The organism is Halomonas sp. NyZ770 (genome assembly GCF_020616575.1).
Lineage (GTDB): Bacteria > Pseudomonadota > Gammaproteobacteria > Pseudomonadales > Halomonadaceae > Vreelandella > Vreelandella hamiltonii.
The window spans coordinates 320139-335192 of record NZ_CP085143.1 but is presented as its reverse complement, the minus strand read 5'-3'; the positions used below and the strand labels follow the sequence as shown (position 1 = coordinate 335192).

The following is a 15054-nucleotide window of genomic DNA, read 5'->3' as shown; positions in this document are numbered from 1 at the left end:
TAGAATGCGGCTCTGAACAAGGGGGCGACATGGTTTCGACGCCGGTGACAAACCCTGCGGTGCATGCCGAGAGCGTGATGTATCTCGTAAATACCACATCACGAAAAATAGTCGCAAACGACGAAAACTACGCTCAAGGCGCGCTGGCAGCTTAAACCCTGCTAGCTTCTTGTCTGGCCCCAAAGTGATGTGCCTATTCATCGCAGCGGGGATATGAGCTAAAGCTGATAGGACCGCGGTTGGTGGTGTCTTCTCGCCAACCGTCAAACTTTAGAAGGCTCGCGTAGCTGAATCCTGATCGTCGGAGTCAGACACGTTAAAGCAAATGACGAAATCTAAGCATGTAGAGCCAATGGGCGCGTGCTGGCGGACGCGGGTTCAATTCCCGCCGCCTCCACCAGACACCCCTTCGAATCAAGCACCCTCGGGTGCTTTTTTCGTTTCTGGGCGCGGTGAAAGCGCCCAGAAACCATGGCGTTACGACACCAGCAGCCACTCGATCAGCCGGTGGTAGACCGGGATGCCCAGCATCACGTTGAGCGGGAACGTGATGCCCAGCGAGGCCAGCATGGCGAGGCCGATGTTGGCTTCTGGGATGGCGGCCCGCATGGCGGCCGGGGCCGCGATGTACGAGGCGCTGGCGGCCAGGGTCGCGAGAATCACCACCGAACCAATCGGCAGGCCGACCAGCGCTCCCACGGCAATCCCCATCAGCGACAACACCATGGGCGTGACCAGCGCAAAGGTCACCAACCGCCAGTGATGCCAGGGCATTGGCCGTAGCGTTTGGGCGGCAGTCAGGCCCATCTCGAGCAGGAACAGGGCCAACACGCCCTTGAAGGCACCGGTAAACAGATTGGTGACCTCTTCGCCCTGGAAGGGGCCGTAAAGCGCACCGATGAGGACACCGCCCGCCAGCAGGATGACTCCACGGTTCGTGAGCGTTTCATGCCACAGTTTGCTGGTACTTTCCTTGACGGCTGCGCCCTGGTAGCGCCGGTACAGGGCAATGGCGATCATGATGGCGGGTAGCTCCATGGCCACCAGATAGAGGGTGACCTCGCTGCCCACGGCCAACTGGCGCGCCTCCACATACGCTAGTGCCACAGCGAAGGTACCTGCGCTCACCGAACCGTAGTGGGCGGCAATGCTGGCACTGTCCGCCGGCGATAGGCGTACCAACCGCCTGAGCACGGGCATCAACATCAAGGGAATGACCGCAGACAGCAGCGCTACGCCCATCAGTTCGGGCACCAGCCCCCAGTGCAGGTTGCCATGCAGCGCCATGCCCCCCTTGAGGCCAATGGTCAGCATCAGCAACAGGCTCAGCGTGTCGTAGGTGGCCTTGGGAACCTGAAGGTCGGACTTGACCGCGCCAGCCAACAGTCCAAGTAGAAAAAACATGACCACTATATCGGGCATCGCCGCTGCTCCATCGGATGAAAGTGGCCGCATTTTGCGATGTACACGGCAAGACAACTAATCATATATTGAATGCTCGGCATAGATGATTCTCTATACCCTGAACTTGACCTTCGTATAAAGGCTGCCTTCGTGAATATCCGCCATTTAACCTTTCGTCTGTTGCAAGTGTATGTCGCCGTGGTGCGCCATGGCTCGATCAGCGAGGCCGCCCGGCAGCTGCACCTGACACAACCCACCGTGTCGCAGCAGTTGAAGCGGCTGAGCGAGGCCATTGGCAGCCCGCTGCTGGAGCACCACGCTCAAGGGCTGACCATGACCGCCACGGGCCAGGCGCTGTATCAGGCCAGCCGTGACGTATTGGGGCGCTTCGATGATTTCGCGGACCAGCTCAGCGATTTGCAATATGGCAGCAAGGGGCGCTTCAGCATTGCCTTGGTGAACACGGCGCAGTACGTGCTGCCGCGCCTGCTGGGCCCGTTCAGCCACGCGTTCCCTGATGTGGACGTCACCGTTAATATCGGCAATCGACGGCAGGTCCTGGCTCGCTTCGAGCGGCGCGAAGACGACTTGTATATCTTCAGCCACCCCCCTGCCCTGGCCCACGCCGTGGCGGCCCGCTTCATGCGCAACCCGCTGGTGGCCATTGCTGCCGCCCATCATCCGCTGGCCAGCCAGCCAAACGTGACCATGGAGCAACTGCTCGGCGAGCGCCTGCTGCTCCGCGAGCCCGGCTCGGCATCGCGCATGCTGCTGGAAAGCTGGTTACAGGAGCATGGCCTGACCATGCGCAAGACCCTGCAAATGGCCAGTAACGAAGCCATTCGCGTGGGCGTGGCCGCCGACATGGGGGTAGCGGTATTGTCAGAGCACGTGCTGCCCAACGAGCACTCCGAACTGGCTGTACTTTCCATCGCTGGCTTGCCCATCGAAAGCCATTGGCAGTTCATCGTGCGCAACGACCAGCGCTTGCCCCCCACTGCTCAGCGCTTTCTGCACTATGTGCATGAGCATTTAAGCCAATGGATCGAGCCACGCTTCGTCTGCAACGAATTAGGGCTTTTACTGGAGGCCTACCCCACCTTCCCGGTGCGCGAGTGAGCCATCATCAAGCAAAGACGTTGCAGCCATCTTCAATCCCGCTATGTTGACAACATGAGGCCCGACACCAGGTCGGGCCATTGAACAAGGAAGCGACACCATGCTGTATGGGCTGAGCCTGCTGGCAGGGATTGGACTACTGTTTCTGGGCGGTGAAGCGCTCATCCGTGGAGCCGTCGCCAGCGCCCAGCGCATGGGCGTCTCTCCGTTATTGACCGGGCTGGTAGTGGTGGGGTTTGGTACCTCCGCGCCCGAGCTGGTGGTGTCGGTGGACGCAGCGCTTCGTCAACAGCCGGATATTGCCGTGGGCAATATCGTGGGCAGCAACATCGGCAACATCTTGCTGATTCTGGGCTTGTGTGCCGCCATCTGCCCCATGACCGTACAACCATTGGCACTGCGCCGGGATGGCGTGGTCGTCGTGGCGGCCAGCGTGCTTTTCATCGTGCTCTCATGGGGGGGAGCATTGGGGGTATGGCAGGCCTTGCTACTACTGGCCTCATTGGCCGCTTATCTGGTGTGGGCCTATCGTACCGAGCGCAATGTGCCGCAACCTGCCGGTGAGATGCACAGCGCTGAAGCCGAGGAAGTGTCGGCGGTCCCCAGGTCTACCGGCATGATCGTCACGGCGCTGGTCGTCGGGCTAGGCATGCTGATTGGCGGCTCGCAGCTGCTGCTATACGGCGCCATCGGGCTGGCGCAGGCCGTGGGTATTTCGCAAGCGGTGATTGGCTTGACCATTGTCGCGGTGGGCACCTCACTACCGGAAATGGCGGTATCGGTCATTGCAGCCCTGCGCCGCCATGCCGACGTTGCCGTTGGCAACATCCTGGGCAGCAATATCTTTAACGTGCTGGGCATACTGGGTATTTCCGCCCTGCTGCAACCCCTGCCCATCGCCGCGCGCGTCGGTCAGTTCGACCAGTGGGTCATGCTGGGCTCGGCAAGCCTGCTGCTGCTGTTCCTGTATACCGGCATGCGCCTTTCACGCGGGGAAGGGGCGGCGCTGCTGGCGGGATATGGCGCTTATATTGCTCTGAGCTTCACGGTGTTCTAACGCAACGCTTCCGGTAGTTCGACCTCGGCTTCTTCGTAGTAGCGCAGCGCACCGGGGTGCAGGTCCACCGGCAGATGGGCCAGCAGCTCAGCAGTCACGCTGCCCCACCAGGGTGATGTCTCCATCAACGCGGCCTGCTGCTCCCAGAATGTCCTGGTCAACCGGTAGGCCACGTCTTCGTCCATGTGCACCGTGGCAAGCGCGAAGACTGGCGACGACGTGGTCACTACCCCTTGTCGATGCCTGGGTAAGTACCGCCGGGAATGATCTGGTGTACGGCCCTGTGCGCTCGACCTGCTCATCGGTCAAACTGATCATGTAGACGTGACTGGCCAACCCCTGCGAACCCTTCCACTTGACATCAACGATAGGAATGCTCAGGATAAATTTTTATTTTCAATTGAACGTTCAAAAAAAATCCTTGGTAATGGTTTGGGTGATTTTCACGCTGCCTGACACGGCTAGTGTCATGAAACCCGTGTAACCTATGTGCCATTGTCACCTTCATGAGATGGCTGCATCACAGCCCTGACACTTTATGCCCCAACTCACCTTGCACGGCGCGATTTACGATATCGATGCCATTTTGTTCGACAAGGACGGTACGCTGCTCAATTTCGGCGACCTCTGGATTGGTTGGTTCGACCAACTGGTCACGACCCTTAACCAAAGTCTGCCCGAGGCACACGCGCTATCGCACCAAGCGCTCTACCCCAGAGTCGGCATCGATCCTGAGCAGCGCCTGTGGGACCCCACCGGCCCGTTGACCATTGGCTCGCTGGACGACATCGCCACCATCGTCTCGCTTAGCCTGTTCGAGGCGGGCATCGCTTGGAACGACGCTACTCAGCTGTCCCACGATGCCATCGCCCGCCTGGCCGACACGCTGGACTGGCCCAATTGCGTGACCCCCGTCAAGGGCCTGATGAACTTCGTAGCGCAGGCCCGGCAGGCAGGCATTTCTCTGGCCGTGGTCACCTCCGATGACGCCCACAACGCGCATTTGCATCTAAAGCTGCTCTCGCTGGCCGATGCGTTCTCTGTCGTGTTGGGGCATGATCAAGTGTCGCGCGGCAAGCCCTACCCGGAGATGGCGCTACTCGCCTGCGAACAGTTGGGCACGTCGCCGCAACGTACGCTGATCATCGGCGACTCCAATGGCGACATGGCCATGGGGCAAGCCGCCGGTCTACTGGCCGGCATCGGTATCTGCGCCGCTCCTCACCTGGACGGCTCCCATCTTACCCACGCGGATCACGTGATTCGTGACTATGACGAGTTGACTATCGCACGGCCTCATCATTAATCCATCAAGGGAATACACCATGCATCCAACACTCGAGTCTCTCACCCAGCAAGCAAAACGCGGCCAGCTGTCGCGCCGCGACTTCATGCGTCGCGCCATGGCTCTGGGCATTGCCGCGCCCTTTGCTGGCTCGCTGCTCTCCAGCCAGGTATTGGCCAGCTCGGGCACTCCTCAACGCGGCGGTATTCTGCGCGCCGGTATGCAAGGCGGGGAGTCGACGGACAGCCTTGACCCAGCCAGCTGGACCAGCCAGGTGCAGCACTCCTTCGGGCAGTCCTGGGGGGAAGCCTTGACCAATGTTTCACCAGAAGGCGAGCTGGTACCCCGCCTTGCGGAAAGCATTGACTCTTCCTCGGATGCCAAGACCTGGGTCTTCAAGCTGCGCCGTGGCGTGCTGTTCCACGATGGCCAGGAGATGACCGCCGACGACGTCGTGGCCACGCTGGAGCGCCATTCGGACGAGAGCTCGCAGTCGGGTGCGCTGGGCATCATGCGCGGCATCGAGTCGATTCGCGCCACGGACACCTACGAAGTCACCATCGTCACGCTGGAGCCCAATGCCGACCTGCCGTTTTTGCTTTCCGATTACCACCTGATGATTCAGCCGGGCGGTGGCAAGCAGGACCCGGCTGCAGGCATCGGCACCGGCCCCTACAAAGTGGTGGAGTTCCAGCCCGGCGTGCGCCAGATCGCCGAGCGTTTCGATGGCTACTGGAACCCGGACGAGTACGGCTTCGCCGACCAGATCGAGATCACCATCATCAACGACCCGACGGCGCGCATCTCGGCGCTGCAGAGCGGTCAGGTGCACATGATCAACCGGGTCGAGCCACGGGTGGTGGACATGGTGCAGCGCCTGCCCAACATCGTGATCAACAACACTTCCGGGCGTGCTCAGTATGTCTTCCCCATGCACTGCGACACGGCGCCGTTCGATAACAACGACCTGCGACTGGCCCTGAAGTACGCCATCAACCGCGAAGACATGGTCGAGCGTATCCTGCGCGGGTATGGCAGCGTGGGCAACGATTTCCCCATCAACGCTGCTTACCCGCTGTTTCCCGACAGCATTCCCCAGCGGGAATTCGACCCCGAGCGGGCCAGCTATCACTACAAGAAATCCGGCCACGACAGCCCCATCGTGCTGCGCACCTCCGACGTGGCCTTTCCCGGTGCCGTGGATGCCGCACAGCTGTTTCAGCAGAGCTGCGCCCAGGCGGGCATCAACATGGAAGTCCGCCGCGAGCCCAGCGACGGCTACTGGTCGGAAGTGTGGAACAAGCAGCCCTTCTGCGCCTCCTACTGGAGCGGTCGCCCCACCCAGGACCAGATGTACTCCACGGCGTACATTTCCAGCGCCGACTGGAACGACACCCGCTTCTTCCGCGAGGACTTCGATGCCTTGGCCCGCGAAGCACGCGGCGAGCTGGATACAGACCGCCGCAGCGAGCTGTACCACGACATGGCCATGATCGTCCGCGACGAAGGCGGATTGATTCTGCCCATGTTCAATGACTACATCGAGGCCACTCTGGACAACGTGGGCGGCTGGTCAGCCAACCCGATGGGCGAAATGATGGCAGGCTTTGCGCTTTCGAAGTGCTGGTTGACGTCATAACCCGGAAGGCTGCCATGAACTCTTTTGTCCTTAAACTGATTGCCCAGCGCCTGGCGCTGGGCCTCTTGCTCCTGCTGGCCGTGTCGGTGCTGATTTTCGCGGGCACCGAGATGCTGCCCGGCGACGTGGCCCAGTCGATTCTGGGGCAAAGCGCCACGCCCCAGGCCGTCGACAACCTGCGCAGGGAACTGGGCCTCGACCAGCCGGCTTGGTCACGCTACATCGACTGGCTGGGCGGCATTCTGCAAGGCGATCTAGGCACTGCCCTGTCCAACCGTCAGGATATCGCCCAGTCTCTTTGGGGCCGCGCAGGCAACACGCTGTTTCTAGCCTTCTGGACAGCGATCGTTGCAGTGCCGCTGGCCATCCTGCTGGGGCTGGTCGCCGTGCGCTACCAGAGCCGCTGGCCGGACCGGGTGATTTCCGGCTCCACGCTGACCGCTATTTCCCTGCCGGAATTCTTTATCGGCTACCTGCTGATCTACCTGTTCGCCGTCCAGCTCAACTGGTTTCCCAGCGTCTCCACGGTGCATGGCGGCATGAGCCTGGGTGAACGTCTGCACGCCATCGCACTGCCTGCGGCCACGTTAACGCTGGTGATTCTAGCTCACATGATGCGCATGACTCGGGCCGCCATTCTCAACGTCATGCAGTCCCCCTATATCGAAACCGCCGAGCTCAAGGGGCTGGGCTCGTTTCGCATCATTGCCCGCCACGCGTTTCCCAATGCCATCGCGCCGGTGGTCAATGTGGTGATGCTGAACCTCGCCTTCCTGATCGTCGGCGTGGTGGTGGTCGAGGTGATTTTTGTCTACCCAGGCATGGGGCAGTACTTGATCGACCACGTCTCGAAGCGCGATGTCCCGGTGGTCCAGGCGGTGGGGCTGATCTTTGCGGCGGTGTACATCGGGCTCAATATGCTGGCCGACATCATTGCCATCTTGACCAACCCACGCCTGCGTCATCCCAAATGACCGGCTGCTTGCCAGGCCACAGTGACCAGACAGGAACGTAACACCATGTCGAAACCCTTAACGCTGCTGAAGCGCATGCCCGTGACCGCGCTGGTCGGGCTGCTGCTGACCTTCAGCTTCTTGATCATGGCGATATTCGCCCCTTGGCTGGCGCCCTACAGCATGTCCGAGAGCGTCGGCGACATGTGGATGGGCCCGTCTGCCGAGTTTTTGCTGGGCACCGACAACCTGGGCCGCGACTTACTCTCGCGGCTGATCTACGGTGCCCGTACGACCATTACCATTGCCGCCCTGGCCACGGCGCTGGCCTTTTCGATTGGCTCGGTGCTGGGCATTCTGGCGGCCGTCTATGGCGGCTGGATAGACCAGCTGATTTCCCGAGGGGTCGATATCGTGATGTCGATTCCCACGCTGATCTTCGCGCTGGTGATCCTGTCGGTCATGCCCAGCACCCTTCTCATGTTGATTCTGATCATGGGGGTGCTGGACTCCACGCGCGTGTTTCGTATCTCCCGCGCCGTGGCGGTCAATATCAACGTGATGGATTACGTGGAAGCCGCACGGCTACGCGGTGAAGGCAAACGCTGGATCGTCTTCCGCGAGATTCTGCCCAATGCGCTGACGCCCCTGGTGGCCGAGCTGGGCCTGCGGTTCATTTTTGCCGTGCTGTTCTTGTCGTCGCTGTCGTTTCTGGGCCTGGGGGTACAGCCTCCGGAAGCCGACTGGGGCAGCATGGTGCGCGAAAACCGACAGGGCATCGTGTTCGGCGTTCCCGCCGCCCTGATTCCCGCCGCCGCCATTGCCGTGCTGGCGATTTCGGTCAATCTGGTGGCCGACTGGATCCTGCGCCACACCACTGATCTGAAAGGAGGCCGCAGTGGCTGATACGCTGTTAACGATTCGCAACCTGACCATCGATGCCACCGCCTACCCTCCCGGCGAGCCGCCCCAGGAGATCAACATCGTCAAAGGGGTCGACCTGACGCTGGAGCGTGGCAAGGTGCTGGGGCTGATCGGCGAATCCGGGGCAGGCAAGTCCACCATCGGACTCTCGCCGGCTGGCTATGGCCGGGGCGGCATACGCCTGGGCGGCGAAGTCTGGGTCAACGGCCGCAACATTCTCGACGGCTCGCCCAAGGCGCTGCGCCAGCTGCGCGGCAAAGAGGTGTGCTACGTGGCCCAGTCGGCCGCCGCCGCGTTCAACCCTGCCCATACGCTGATGGAACAGGTCATCGAGACCACCCTGCTCCACGGCCTGGCCAGCCGCAAGGAAGCCGAAGCGCGCGCCGTGGAGCTGTTCCGCCAGCTGGGCCTTCCTGACCCGGAACACTTTGGCAGCCGCTACCCGCATCAGGTCTCCGGCGGCCAGCTGCAGCGGGCCATGACGGCCATGGCGCTGTGCCCCGAGCCCGACCTGATCATCTTCGATGAGCCGACCACCGCGCTGGATGTGACGACCCAGATCGACGTTCTGGCCGCCATCAAGCATGCCATCAGCAAGACGGGAGTGGGCGCGCTGTATATCACCCACGACCTGGCCGTGGTGGCCCAAGTGGCGGACGACATCATGGTGCTGCGTCACGGCGCCATGGTGGAGTACGGCCCGACGCGACAGATCATCGAGGCCCCTCAAGAGCCCTACACCCAGGCGCTGGTCTCGGTGCGCTCCATCGATCATGCGGCCAAGACGCCGGAAGACACGCCGATCCTGGCCATCGAGCAGGTCAGCGCCGCCTACAGCAACAGTGCAGGCAACGTGCTTCACGAGGTCAGCATGGCGGTCAGCCCTGGCCAGACGCTGGCCATCGTCGGGGAGTCCGGGTCGGGCAAATCGACCCTGGCTCGGGTGATCACCGGCCTGCTGCCGCCCAACCAGGGGCAGGTCAGCTTCCAGTCACGGGCCCTGCCCAACACCCTGGGCGAGCGCGGCAAGGAGACGCTGCGTGAACTGCAGATGATCTACCAGATGGCCGATGTGGCCATGAACCCACGCCACACGGTGGAAACCATCATCGGCCGCCCGCTGACGTTCTATTTCGGCCTGAAAGGCAAGGCGCGACGCCAGCGGGTCATCGAACTGCTCGATGAGATCGAACTGGGAGAAAGCTTCATCGACCGCTACCCCGCCGAGCTGTCCGGGGGGCAGAAACAGCGGGTCTGTATTGCCCGCGCCCTGGCGGCCAAGCCCAAGCTGATCATCTGCGACGAAGTGACCAGTGCGCTCGACCCGCTGGTGGCCGACGGCATTCTGAAGCTGCTGCTGCGTCTGCAGGAAAGAGAGAACGTGGCGTATCTGTTCATCACCCACGACCTGGCCACCGTAAAAGCCATCGCCGACAGTATCGCGGTGATGCACCAGGGCAAGGTCGTCCGCTATGGACAGCGTGATGAGGTACTTGCCCCGCCCTTCGACGACTACACCCAGACGCTGCTGGCGTCGGTGCCGCAAATGAAGCTGGGGTGGCTGGAAGAGGCCATGGCGACCCGCTAGCGAGCGTTTTCCCGCTCATTGGCGACTAAAGCAGTGGGCGGGACCCAACAGCCGTTACTCATGACACTGTTATGAGTACTTTACTATTAGCGAAACGGATAATTTCAAAAAAAAGACGTAATCGCTTACGTCATGTCGCTTTTCATTCGGTTTTATTCCGTATTGCAATGCAATATAGGTTGTTAAACTGGCGTGGCTTATTAACCCCTTTCTTCTCATCATTATAAGGATAAACACGCCATGTTGACGTTGCATCATGACCCTGGCCAGCCTCGATGGACTCGTGGCTGGCTTTTTTTGTTAGCGGCTTTACTACTGCTGGCAAGCCCGGCCGCCTTTGCGGTCACGGGCGAGATCGACTTGACCAGTTCTGCCATTGGCTTTTTTGCCGTGGCCATCTTCGTGCTGGCCTACGCGCTGGTCATGGCCGAAGAGAAGATCCACATGCGCAAGTCCAAGCCCGTGCTGGTGGCAGCGGGGGTGATATGGGGACTCATTGGCTGGGTGTACGTCCAGAACGGCATGTCGGAAACGTCGGAATATGCGTTTCGGGTGACGCTGCTGGAGTTCACCGAGCTAATGCTGTTCCTGCTGGTCGCCATGACCTATATCAACGCCATGGAAGAGCGCCGAGTCTTTGATGCACTGCGTTCATGGATGCTGCGTAAAGGCTTCAATTACCGCACGCTATTCTGGTTGACCGGGGGTTTGGCTTTTATGCTTTCCCCGATTGCCGACAACTTGACCACGGCACTTTTGATGTGTGCCGTTATTACTAAAGTGGCAGAAGGCGATAAACGCTTTATCAATCTCGCGTGTATCAATATCGTGGTGGCTGCCAATGCGGGCGGTGCTTTTAGTCCTTTTGGCGATATCACGACACTCATGGTCTGGCAGGCCGGTTTGATCCAGTTTCAGGAATTTTTCATCCTGTTCATTCCGTCGCTGGTCAACTTCCTGATCCCTGCCGTCATCATGAGCATGTTCATCAAGAACCAGAAACCCAACAGTGTCTATGAGGACGTGCAGCTCAAGCGCGGTGCACGCCGCATCATTGCGCTGTTCCTGCTGACCATCACCACCGCCGTCGCCTGCCATACGCTGCTGCACCTGCCCCCGGTACTGGGCATGATGACGGGCTTGGGCTATCTGCAGTTCTTTGGCTACTACCTGCGCCAAAGCCTGCCCCGTTCGCTGGAGCGCAAGCGCGAACGCTACAGCCGCCTGGGCGACAACAAAAAGCTTGAGCAACTGGGCGGCGTGGTGCCCTTCGACGTCTTCAACCGCGTGGCCCGCGCCGAGTGGGACACACTGCTGTTCTTCTACGGGGTGGTCATGTGCGTGGGCGGCTTGGGCTTCATGGGTTACCTGGGGCTACTCTCGGACGCGCTGTACACCAACTGGGACGCTACCTGGGCCAATATTGCGCTGGGTGTCGTGTCAGCCGTGGTGGATAACATTCCGGTGATGTTCGCGGTACTGACCATGCAGCCGGACATGTCCCACGGGCACTGGCTGTTGATCACGCTGACCGCCGGGGTCGGGGGTAGCCTGCTGTCGATTGGCTCGGCGGCGGGCGTGGCCGTCATGGGCCAGGCACGCGGCTACTATACCTTCATGGGGCACCTGCGCTGGGCGCCGGTCATCTTGCTGGGCTACATTGCCAGCATCATCGTGCACCTGTGGCTCAACGCAGGCAGCTTTTCGGTATACGGCTGAGCACTGACGGCCTGACCACCGTTCTGGCAACGCCCACCCCTCCATGGGGTGGGCGTTTTGCTGTGGTGGGCGTTTCACTGGGGTAGGCGTTTTGAGACGAAGGCTTGCGCGCGCTCGGCTAGTAGGACTCGAACAGATACTCGATCGGTGTAGGACGACCAAACAGGTAGCCTTGATAACGGTAGCAGCCGTGCCCTTTCAGCCAGTCCAACTGCTCCTTTTTCTCCACACCTTCGGCGACCACGGTCAGCCCGAGGCTGACCGCCAGAAGGATCGTGGTATCGACGATGGCGGCATCGGTCTTGTCGGTCAACAGCTCACGAATGAAAGACTGATCGATCTTCAGCTCATCCAGAGGCAGGCGTTTCAAGTAGCTCAGGGAGGAGTAGCCGGTGCCGAAATCATCCAGCGCAAAGCGAATCCCCTGAGCCCTCAATTTGAGCATGGTGTTGCGCACTCGCGTGGGCTCTCGCATCAGCAGGCTTTCCGTTACTTCCAGCACCAGCCGCCCCGGCGGCGCCTGGGTTTCGGCCAACAGGGCTTCCACGTTGCGCACGAACTCCGGCTGCTGGAACTGCACCGAGCTGACGTTCACAGAGACGGTCAGCGACGCGTAGGAAGGCTGATTCGACCACTTGGCCAACTGCTCGCATGCACATCGCAAGACCCAGTAGCCAATGGGCACGATCAAGCCATTTTCTTCGGCCAGCGGAATGAACGTGCCTGGCGACACCCAGCCGCGCTGGGGATGGTACCAGCGCAACAGCGCTTCCACGCCGGTCGTCACTCCCTGATGATCCACCTGTACCTGATAATGCAGCGCCAGTTCCTGACGCTGCAACGCCTGGTGCAGATCGCCTTCCAGGCTCGCCCGCTCCAATACGCTGGTCTGCATGTCCACATTGAAGAAACGCAGCGTATTGCCCCCGGATGATTTGGCCTGCTGCAGCGCCATGTCGGCCTGTTGCAACACCCCGTTCATGGGGTTGCCAGCGCCATCGAAAAGGGCGATCCCCACGCTGGCCGTGATCGGTAGGGCTCGGTCATTGCGCAACTGCGAAATGGTGTCCAGCAACTGCCGAGCCACGCGCTCGACGTAGGAAGCAGCCTCATGCTGCTGCTCGCCAAGCCGATTGATCAGAATCACGAACTCATCGCTGCTGAAGCGTGCCAAGATCGCATCCTGAGTCAACCGCTGCTGCAGGTTTTCTGCCACGTTGACGAGCAGCTGGTCGCCGCTGTCGTGGCCCTGTATGTCGTTGACCAGACGGAAATTGTCGAGGTCCACGATCAGCAGGGCGCTGTAGCCCCCAGAGGTACTGTGGGTGGCTTCGGCCAGTGATTCGAGCAGCAGGCGACGGTTGGGCAAACCGGCCAAGGCATCATAAAACGCCAGATGATGGGTACGCGACTGCATCTCCAGGTAATCGGTCACCTCGGTGGAAATACCGCACAGGCTGGGCGCTTCTCCCGGAGACATGACCAGCGGCATTTTGACCGAAAGGAAGGTACGCACCCGCTCTTCCCCCTGGAGCACGTTATGCTCTTCGACCGTCGTTTTCTTGCCTGTCGCCAGCACCCGACGGTCTACCTCGGCCATTTCTGCAGCGCTGGCCGCATCGAAAAAGGCATCGTCCCCCTGGCCGATGATCTGATCGACCGGCCGAGCAAACAGGTCACAGATCTGATGGTTCACATAGCGGTATTTGAGGTCAGGGGTCTTGATGTAGATATAGGCATCCACGCTATCCAGAATACTGGTCAGCATATGCTCGTGAGTAGAGAGCTGCTGCCGGTTGAGGCTCTCCCGTCGCCGCAGCAGGACATTGCCCGCCAGCGCTATCACCAATACCACGATCAACACGCCACCCAGCCACCATAGCCAACGTGGCGCCAAGGGTGCAGGCAGGCTGTGGGGGCGCCAAGCGCTCAGCGTCTCGTAGTACGTCGAAGCAGCGTCGTTTTTCCACTCCACCAGGGTGGCGTCGATGCGCTCGAGAATGTGGCTGTCCAGGCTAGGCGAAGCGGCATAAAGAGCCGTGAAGGCTGGAAAATGATCGGCGTTTCACGCAAACCATAGTCATTGGCGCGCCAGTCACCAAACAGATGATTGGAGGCCACCAGATCGGCATCCCCCAGCGCCACTGCCTGAAAACCCGCCGCGAAACTATCCACCGGCAGCCACATCACGTCGATGTCGAAGCGCTGCGTCACGGTCAACAGATAGCTTTGCTGGATGGAGCCCTCCACCACCGCAACACGCTGTTGTTCGAGGTCCAGAATGGCCTCGACGCGGCTGTCGCTGGGCTGATAGAGCTGTGACCAACTGTGCATGACGGGCTCGGCATGAAAGGCGAAGCGCTGGGCACGCTCTTCGCTCCACGCCAAGTCCGGCAACAGGTCGATGGCATCCTGCTCCAGCAGCGTCAGGCACTGTTGAAAATCACACGAGACGCTTTCCAGCTGCCACTGCTCTTTCAAGGCCATTGCCGAGAGCAGCTCACCCAGCACACCACGCAATTGCCCCTGGTCGTCCGTAAACAGTTTAGGCGGGTTGTGATAAACCCCGACACGCAGCATTTCTGCGGCCAGCGTTGGAGATGCCATACCGAACAGCACCACCATCAGAAAACCTTGGTAAACGGCCTGTCTAGCACGCCCATCGACGTTGCGCAGCATGGCAGCGGTCACTCACCGGGCATGGTCAGTGGCCCTGCGCGTTCCACGACCCGTTGCCAGGCCGGGTCCTGCTGAATACGTGCCACGAAGGCGGTAATCGCCGGAAAGGCATCCAGCGATTGGGTGGCGGCCACGGCCTGCATAGGAAAGCTCATTTGAACGTCCGCACCGCTCGGGAACTCACCGGCAAAATTGCCGTGGGCCTTCAAGTGCGACTCGATCATGCCAAGATGTTGTTTCAACTGTGGTTGCAGGAAGCGTTTTTGAACAGTGCCGCTAATACCCTGGGCAATGGGCCTGACGAACCACGGCGATTGTTTAGGAATTTGACTAAATACCAATCCCATCACCAACAGCGGCATTAAAGAGCCTTCGGCATAATGCATCCAGTAACGATAATTAACCCACTCGTTACTGTTCTCCGCCGAGGGCTGGAAACGTTCTTTTCCGTATCGGTTGACCAGATAATCGATGATTGCCCCCGACTCGGCGACGGTCAGTTCGCCATCGGTAATCACGGGTGACTTGCCCAACGGGTGCACTTTTTTAAGGGCGTCAGGGGCTTGCTGTGTTTTCGGATCGCGCTGATAGACCTCGATGTCATACTCCAGTTCGAGAGCCTCCAACAGCCATAAAATTCGGTGAGAACGTGATTTTTCCAGATGATGTACGCGGATCATGACTACT

13 protein-coding genes and 1 other RNA gene are annotated in these 15054 nt (G+C 60.3%); 9 read left to right on the top strand and 5 right to left on the bottom strand.

The window, feature by feature from the left end; all coding sequences use genetic code 11:
* Positions 1-20: 20 nt before the first annotated feature.
* Positions 21-400, top strand: a transfer-messenger RNA (tmRNA) gene (gene ssrA / locus LG409_RS01625).
* A gap of 77 nt (positions 401-477) precedes the next feature.
* Here the strand turns inward: ssrA and LG409_RS01620 are convergent.
* On the bottom strand, positions 478-1422 hold the full coding sequence (locus LG409_RS01620; RefSeq protein WP_227407472.1) for a sodium-dependent bicarbonate transport family permease: 945 nt from the start codon (positions 1420-1422) through the stop codon (positions 478-480).
* Between the two features lie 132 nt (positions 1423-1554).
* On the opposite strand from LG409_RS01620, the gene LG409_RS01615 reads away from it, so the two are divergent.
* Together LG409_RS01615 and LG409_RS01610 are read left to right on the top strand one after the other, a co-directional pair.
* Entirely contained in the window at positions 1555-2523 is a 969-nt protein-coding gene (locus tag LG409_RS01615; protein WP_227407471.1) for a LysR family transcriptional regulator, read from the top strand.
* 100 nt (positions 2524-2623) lie between these two features.
* Entirely contained in the window at positions 2624-3580 is a 957-nt protein-coding gene (locus LG409_RS01610; protein ID WP_227407470.1) for a calcium/sodium antiporter, read from the top strand.
* On the opposite strand, the gene LG409_RS01605 is transcribed toward LG409_RS01610, so the two are convergent.
* Positions 3577-3807: a TAXI family TRAP transporter solute-binding subunit gene (locus LG409_RS01605; protein WP_264477630.1), complete on the bottom strand. Its 231-nt coding sequence runs from the start codon at positions 3805-3807 to the stop codon at positions 3577-3579. The genes LG409_RS01610 and LG409_RS01605 overlap by 4 nt on opposite strands.
* Positions 3808-4118: 311 nt before the next feature.
* Here LG409_RS01605 and LG409_RS01600 point away from each other — a divergent pair, with 311 nt between their 5' ends.
* The 6 genes from LG409_RS01600 to nhaD all read left to right on the top strand — a co-directional run bounded on the left by LG409_RS01600 (position 4119) and on the right by nhaD (position 11688).
* Positions 4119-4886 carry an HAD family hydrolase gene (locus tag LG409_RS01600; protein WP_227407468.1) on the top strand — a complete coding sequence of 256 codons (768 nt, stop codon included), beginning with the start codon at positions 4119-4121 and terminating at the stop codon, positions 4884-4886.
* 19 nt (positions 4887-4905) lie between these two features.
* Positions 4906-6504, top strand: a complete 1599-nt coding sequence (locus LG409_RS01595; RefSeq protein ID WP_227407467.1) for an ABC transporter substrate-binding protein — start codon at positions 4906-4908, stop codon at positions 6502-6504.
* Between the two features lie 14 nt (positions 6505-6518).
* On the top strand, positions 6519-7478 hold the full coding sequence (locus tag LG409_RS01590; protein ID WP_016915892.1) for an ABC transporter permease: 960 nt from the start codon (positions 6519-6521) through the stop codon (positions 7476-7478).
* 45 nt (positions 7479-7523) lie between these two features.
* Positions 7524-8363, top strand: a complete 840-nt coding sequence (locus LG409_RS01585; RefSeq protein WP_100731973.1) for an ABC transporter permease — start codon at positions 7524-7526, stop codon at positions 8361-8363.
* Positions 8356-9969: an ABC transporter ATP-binding protein gene (locus LG409_RS01580; RefSeq protein WP_144984309.1), complete on the top strand. Its 1614-nt coding sequence runs from the start codon at positions 8356-8358 to the stop codon at positions 9967-9969. The genes LG409_RS01585 and LG409_RS01580 overlap by 8 nt, the downstream gene beginning before the upstream one ends.
* Before the next feature lie 240 nt (positions 9970-10209).
* Positions 10210-11688: a sodium:proton antiporter NhaD gene (nhaD, locus tag LG409_RS01575; RefSeq protein WP_096921589.1), complete on the top strand. Its 1479-nt coding sequence runs from the start codon at positions 10210-10212 to the stop codon at positions 11686-11688.
* Between the two features lie 118 nt (positions 11689-11806).
* Here the strand turns inward: nhaD and LG409_RS01570 are convergent, their stop codons facing one another.
* Genes LG409_RS01570 through LG409_RS01560 form a run of 3 tightly spaced genes read right to left on the bottom strand, consistent with a single transcriptional unit; the run spans position 11807 to position 15047 of the window.
* Complete coding sequence (locus LG409_RS01570) at positions 11807-13663, bottom strand: putative bifunctional diguanylate cyclase/phosphodiesterase (protein WP_227407466.1); 1857 nt, start codon at positions 13661-13663, stop codon at positions 11807-11809.
* On the bottom strand, positions 13618-14367 hold the full coding sequence (locus tag LG409_RS01565) for a transporter substrate-binding domain-containing protein (protein WP_227407465.1): 750 nt from the start codon (positions 14365-14367) through the stop codon (positions 13618-13620). Before LG409_RS01565 ends, LG409_RS01570 begins: the two co-directional genes overlap by 46 nt.
* 8 nt (positions 14368-14375) lie before the next feature.
* A complete protein-coding gene (locus LG409_RS01560; protein WP_189463003.1) occupies positions 14376-15047 on the bottom strand; it encodes a glutathione S-transferase in 672 nt (223 codons plus the stop codon).
* Positions 15048-15054 lie beyond the last annotated feature (7 nt).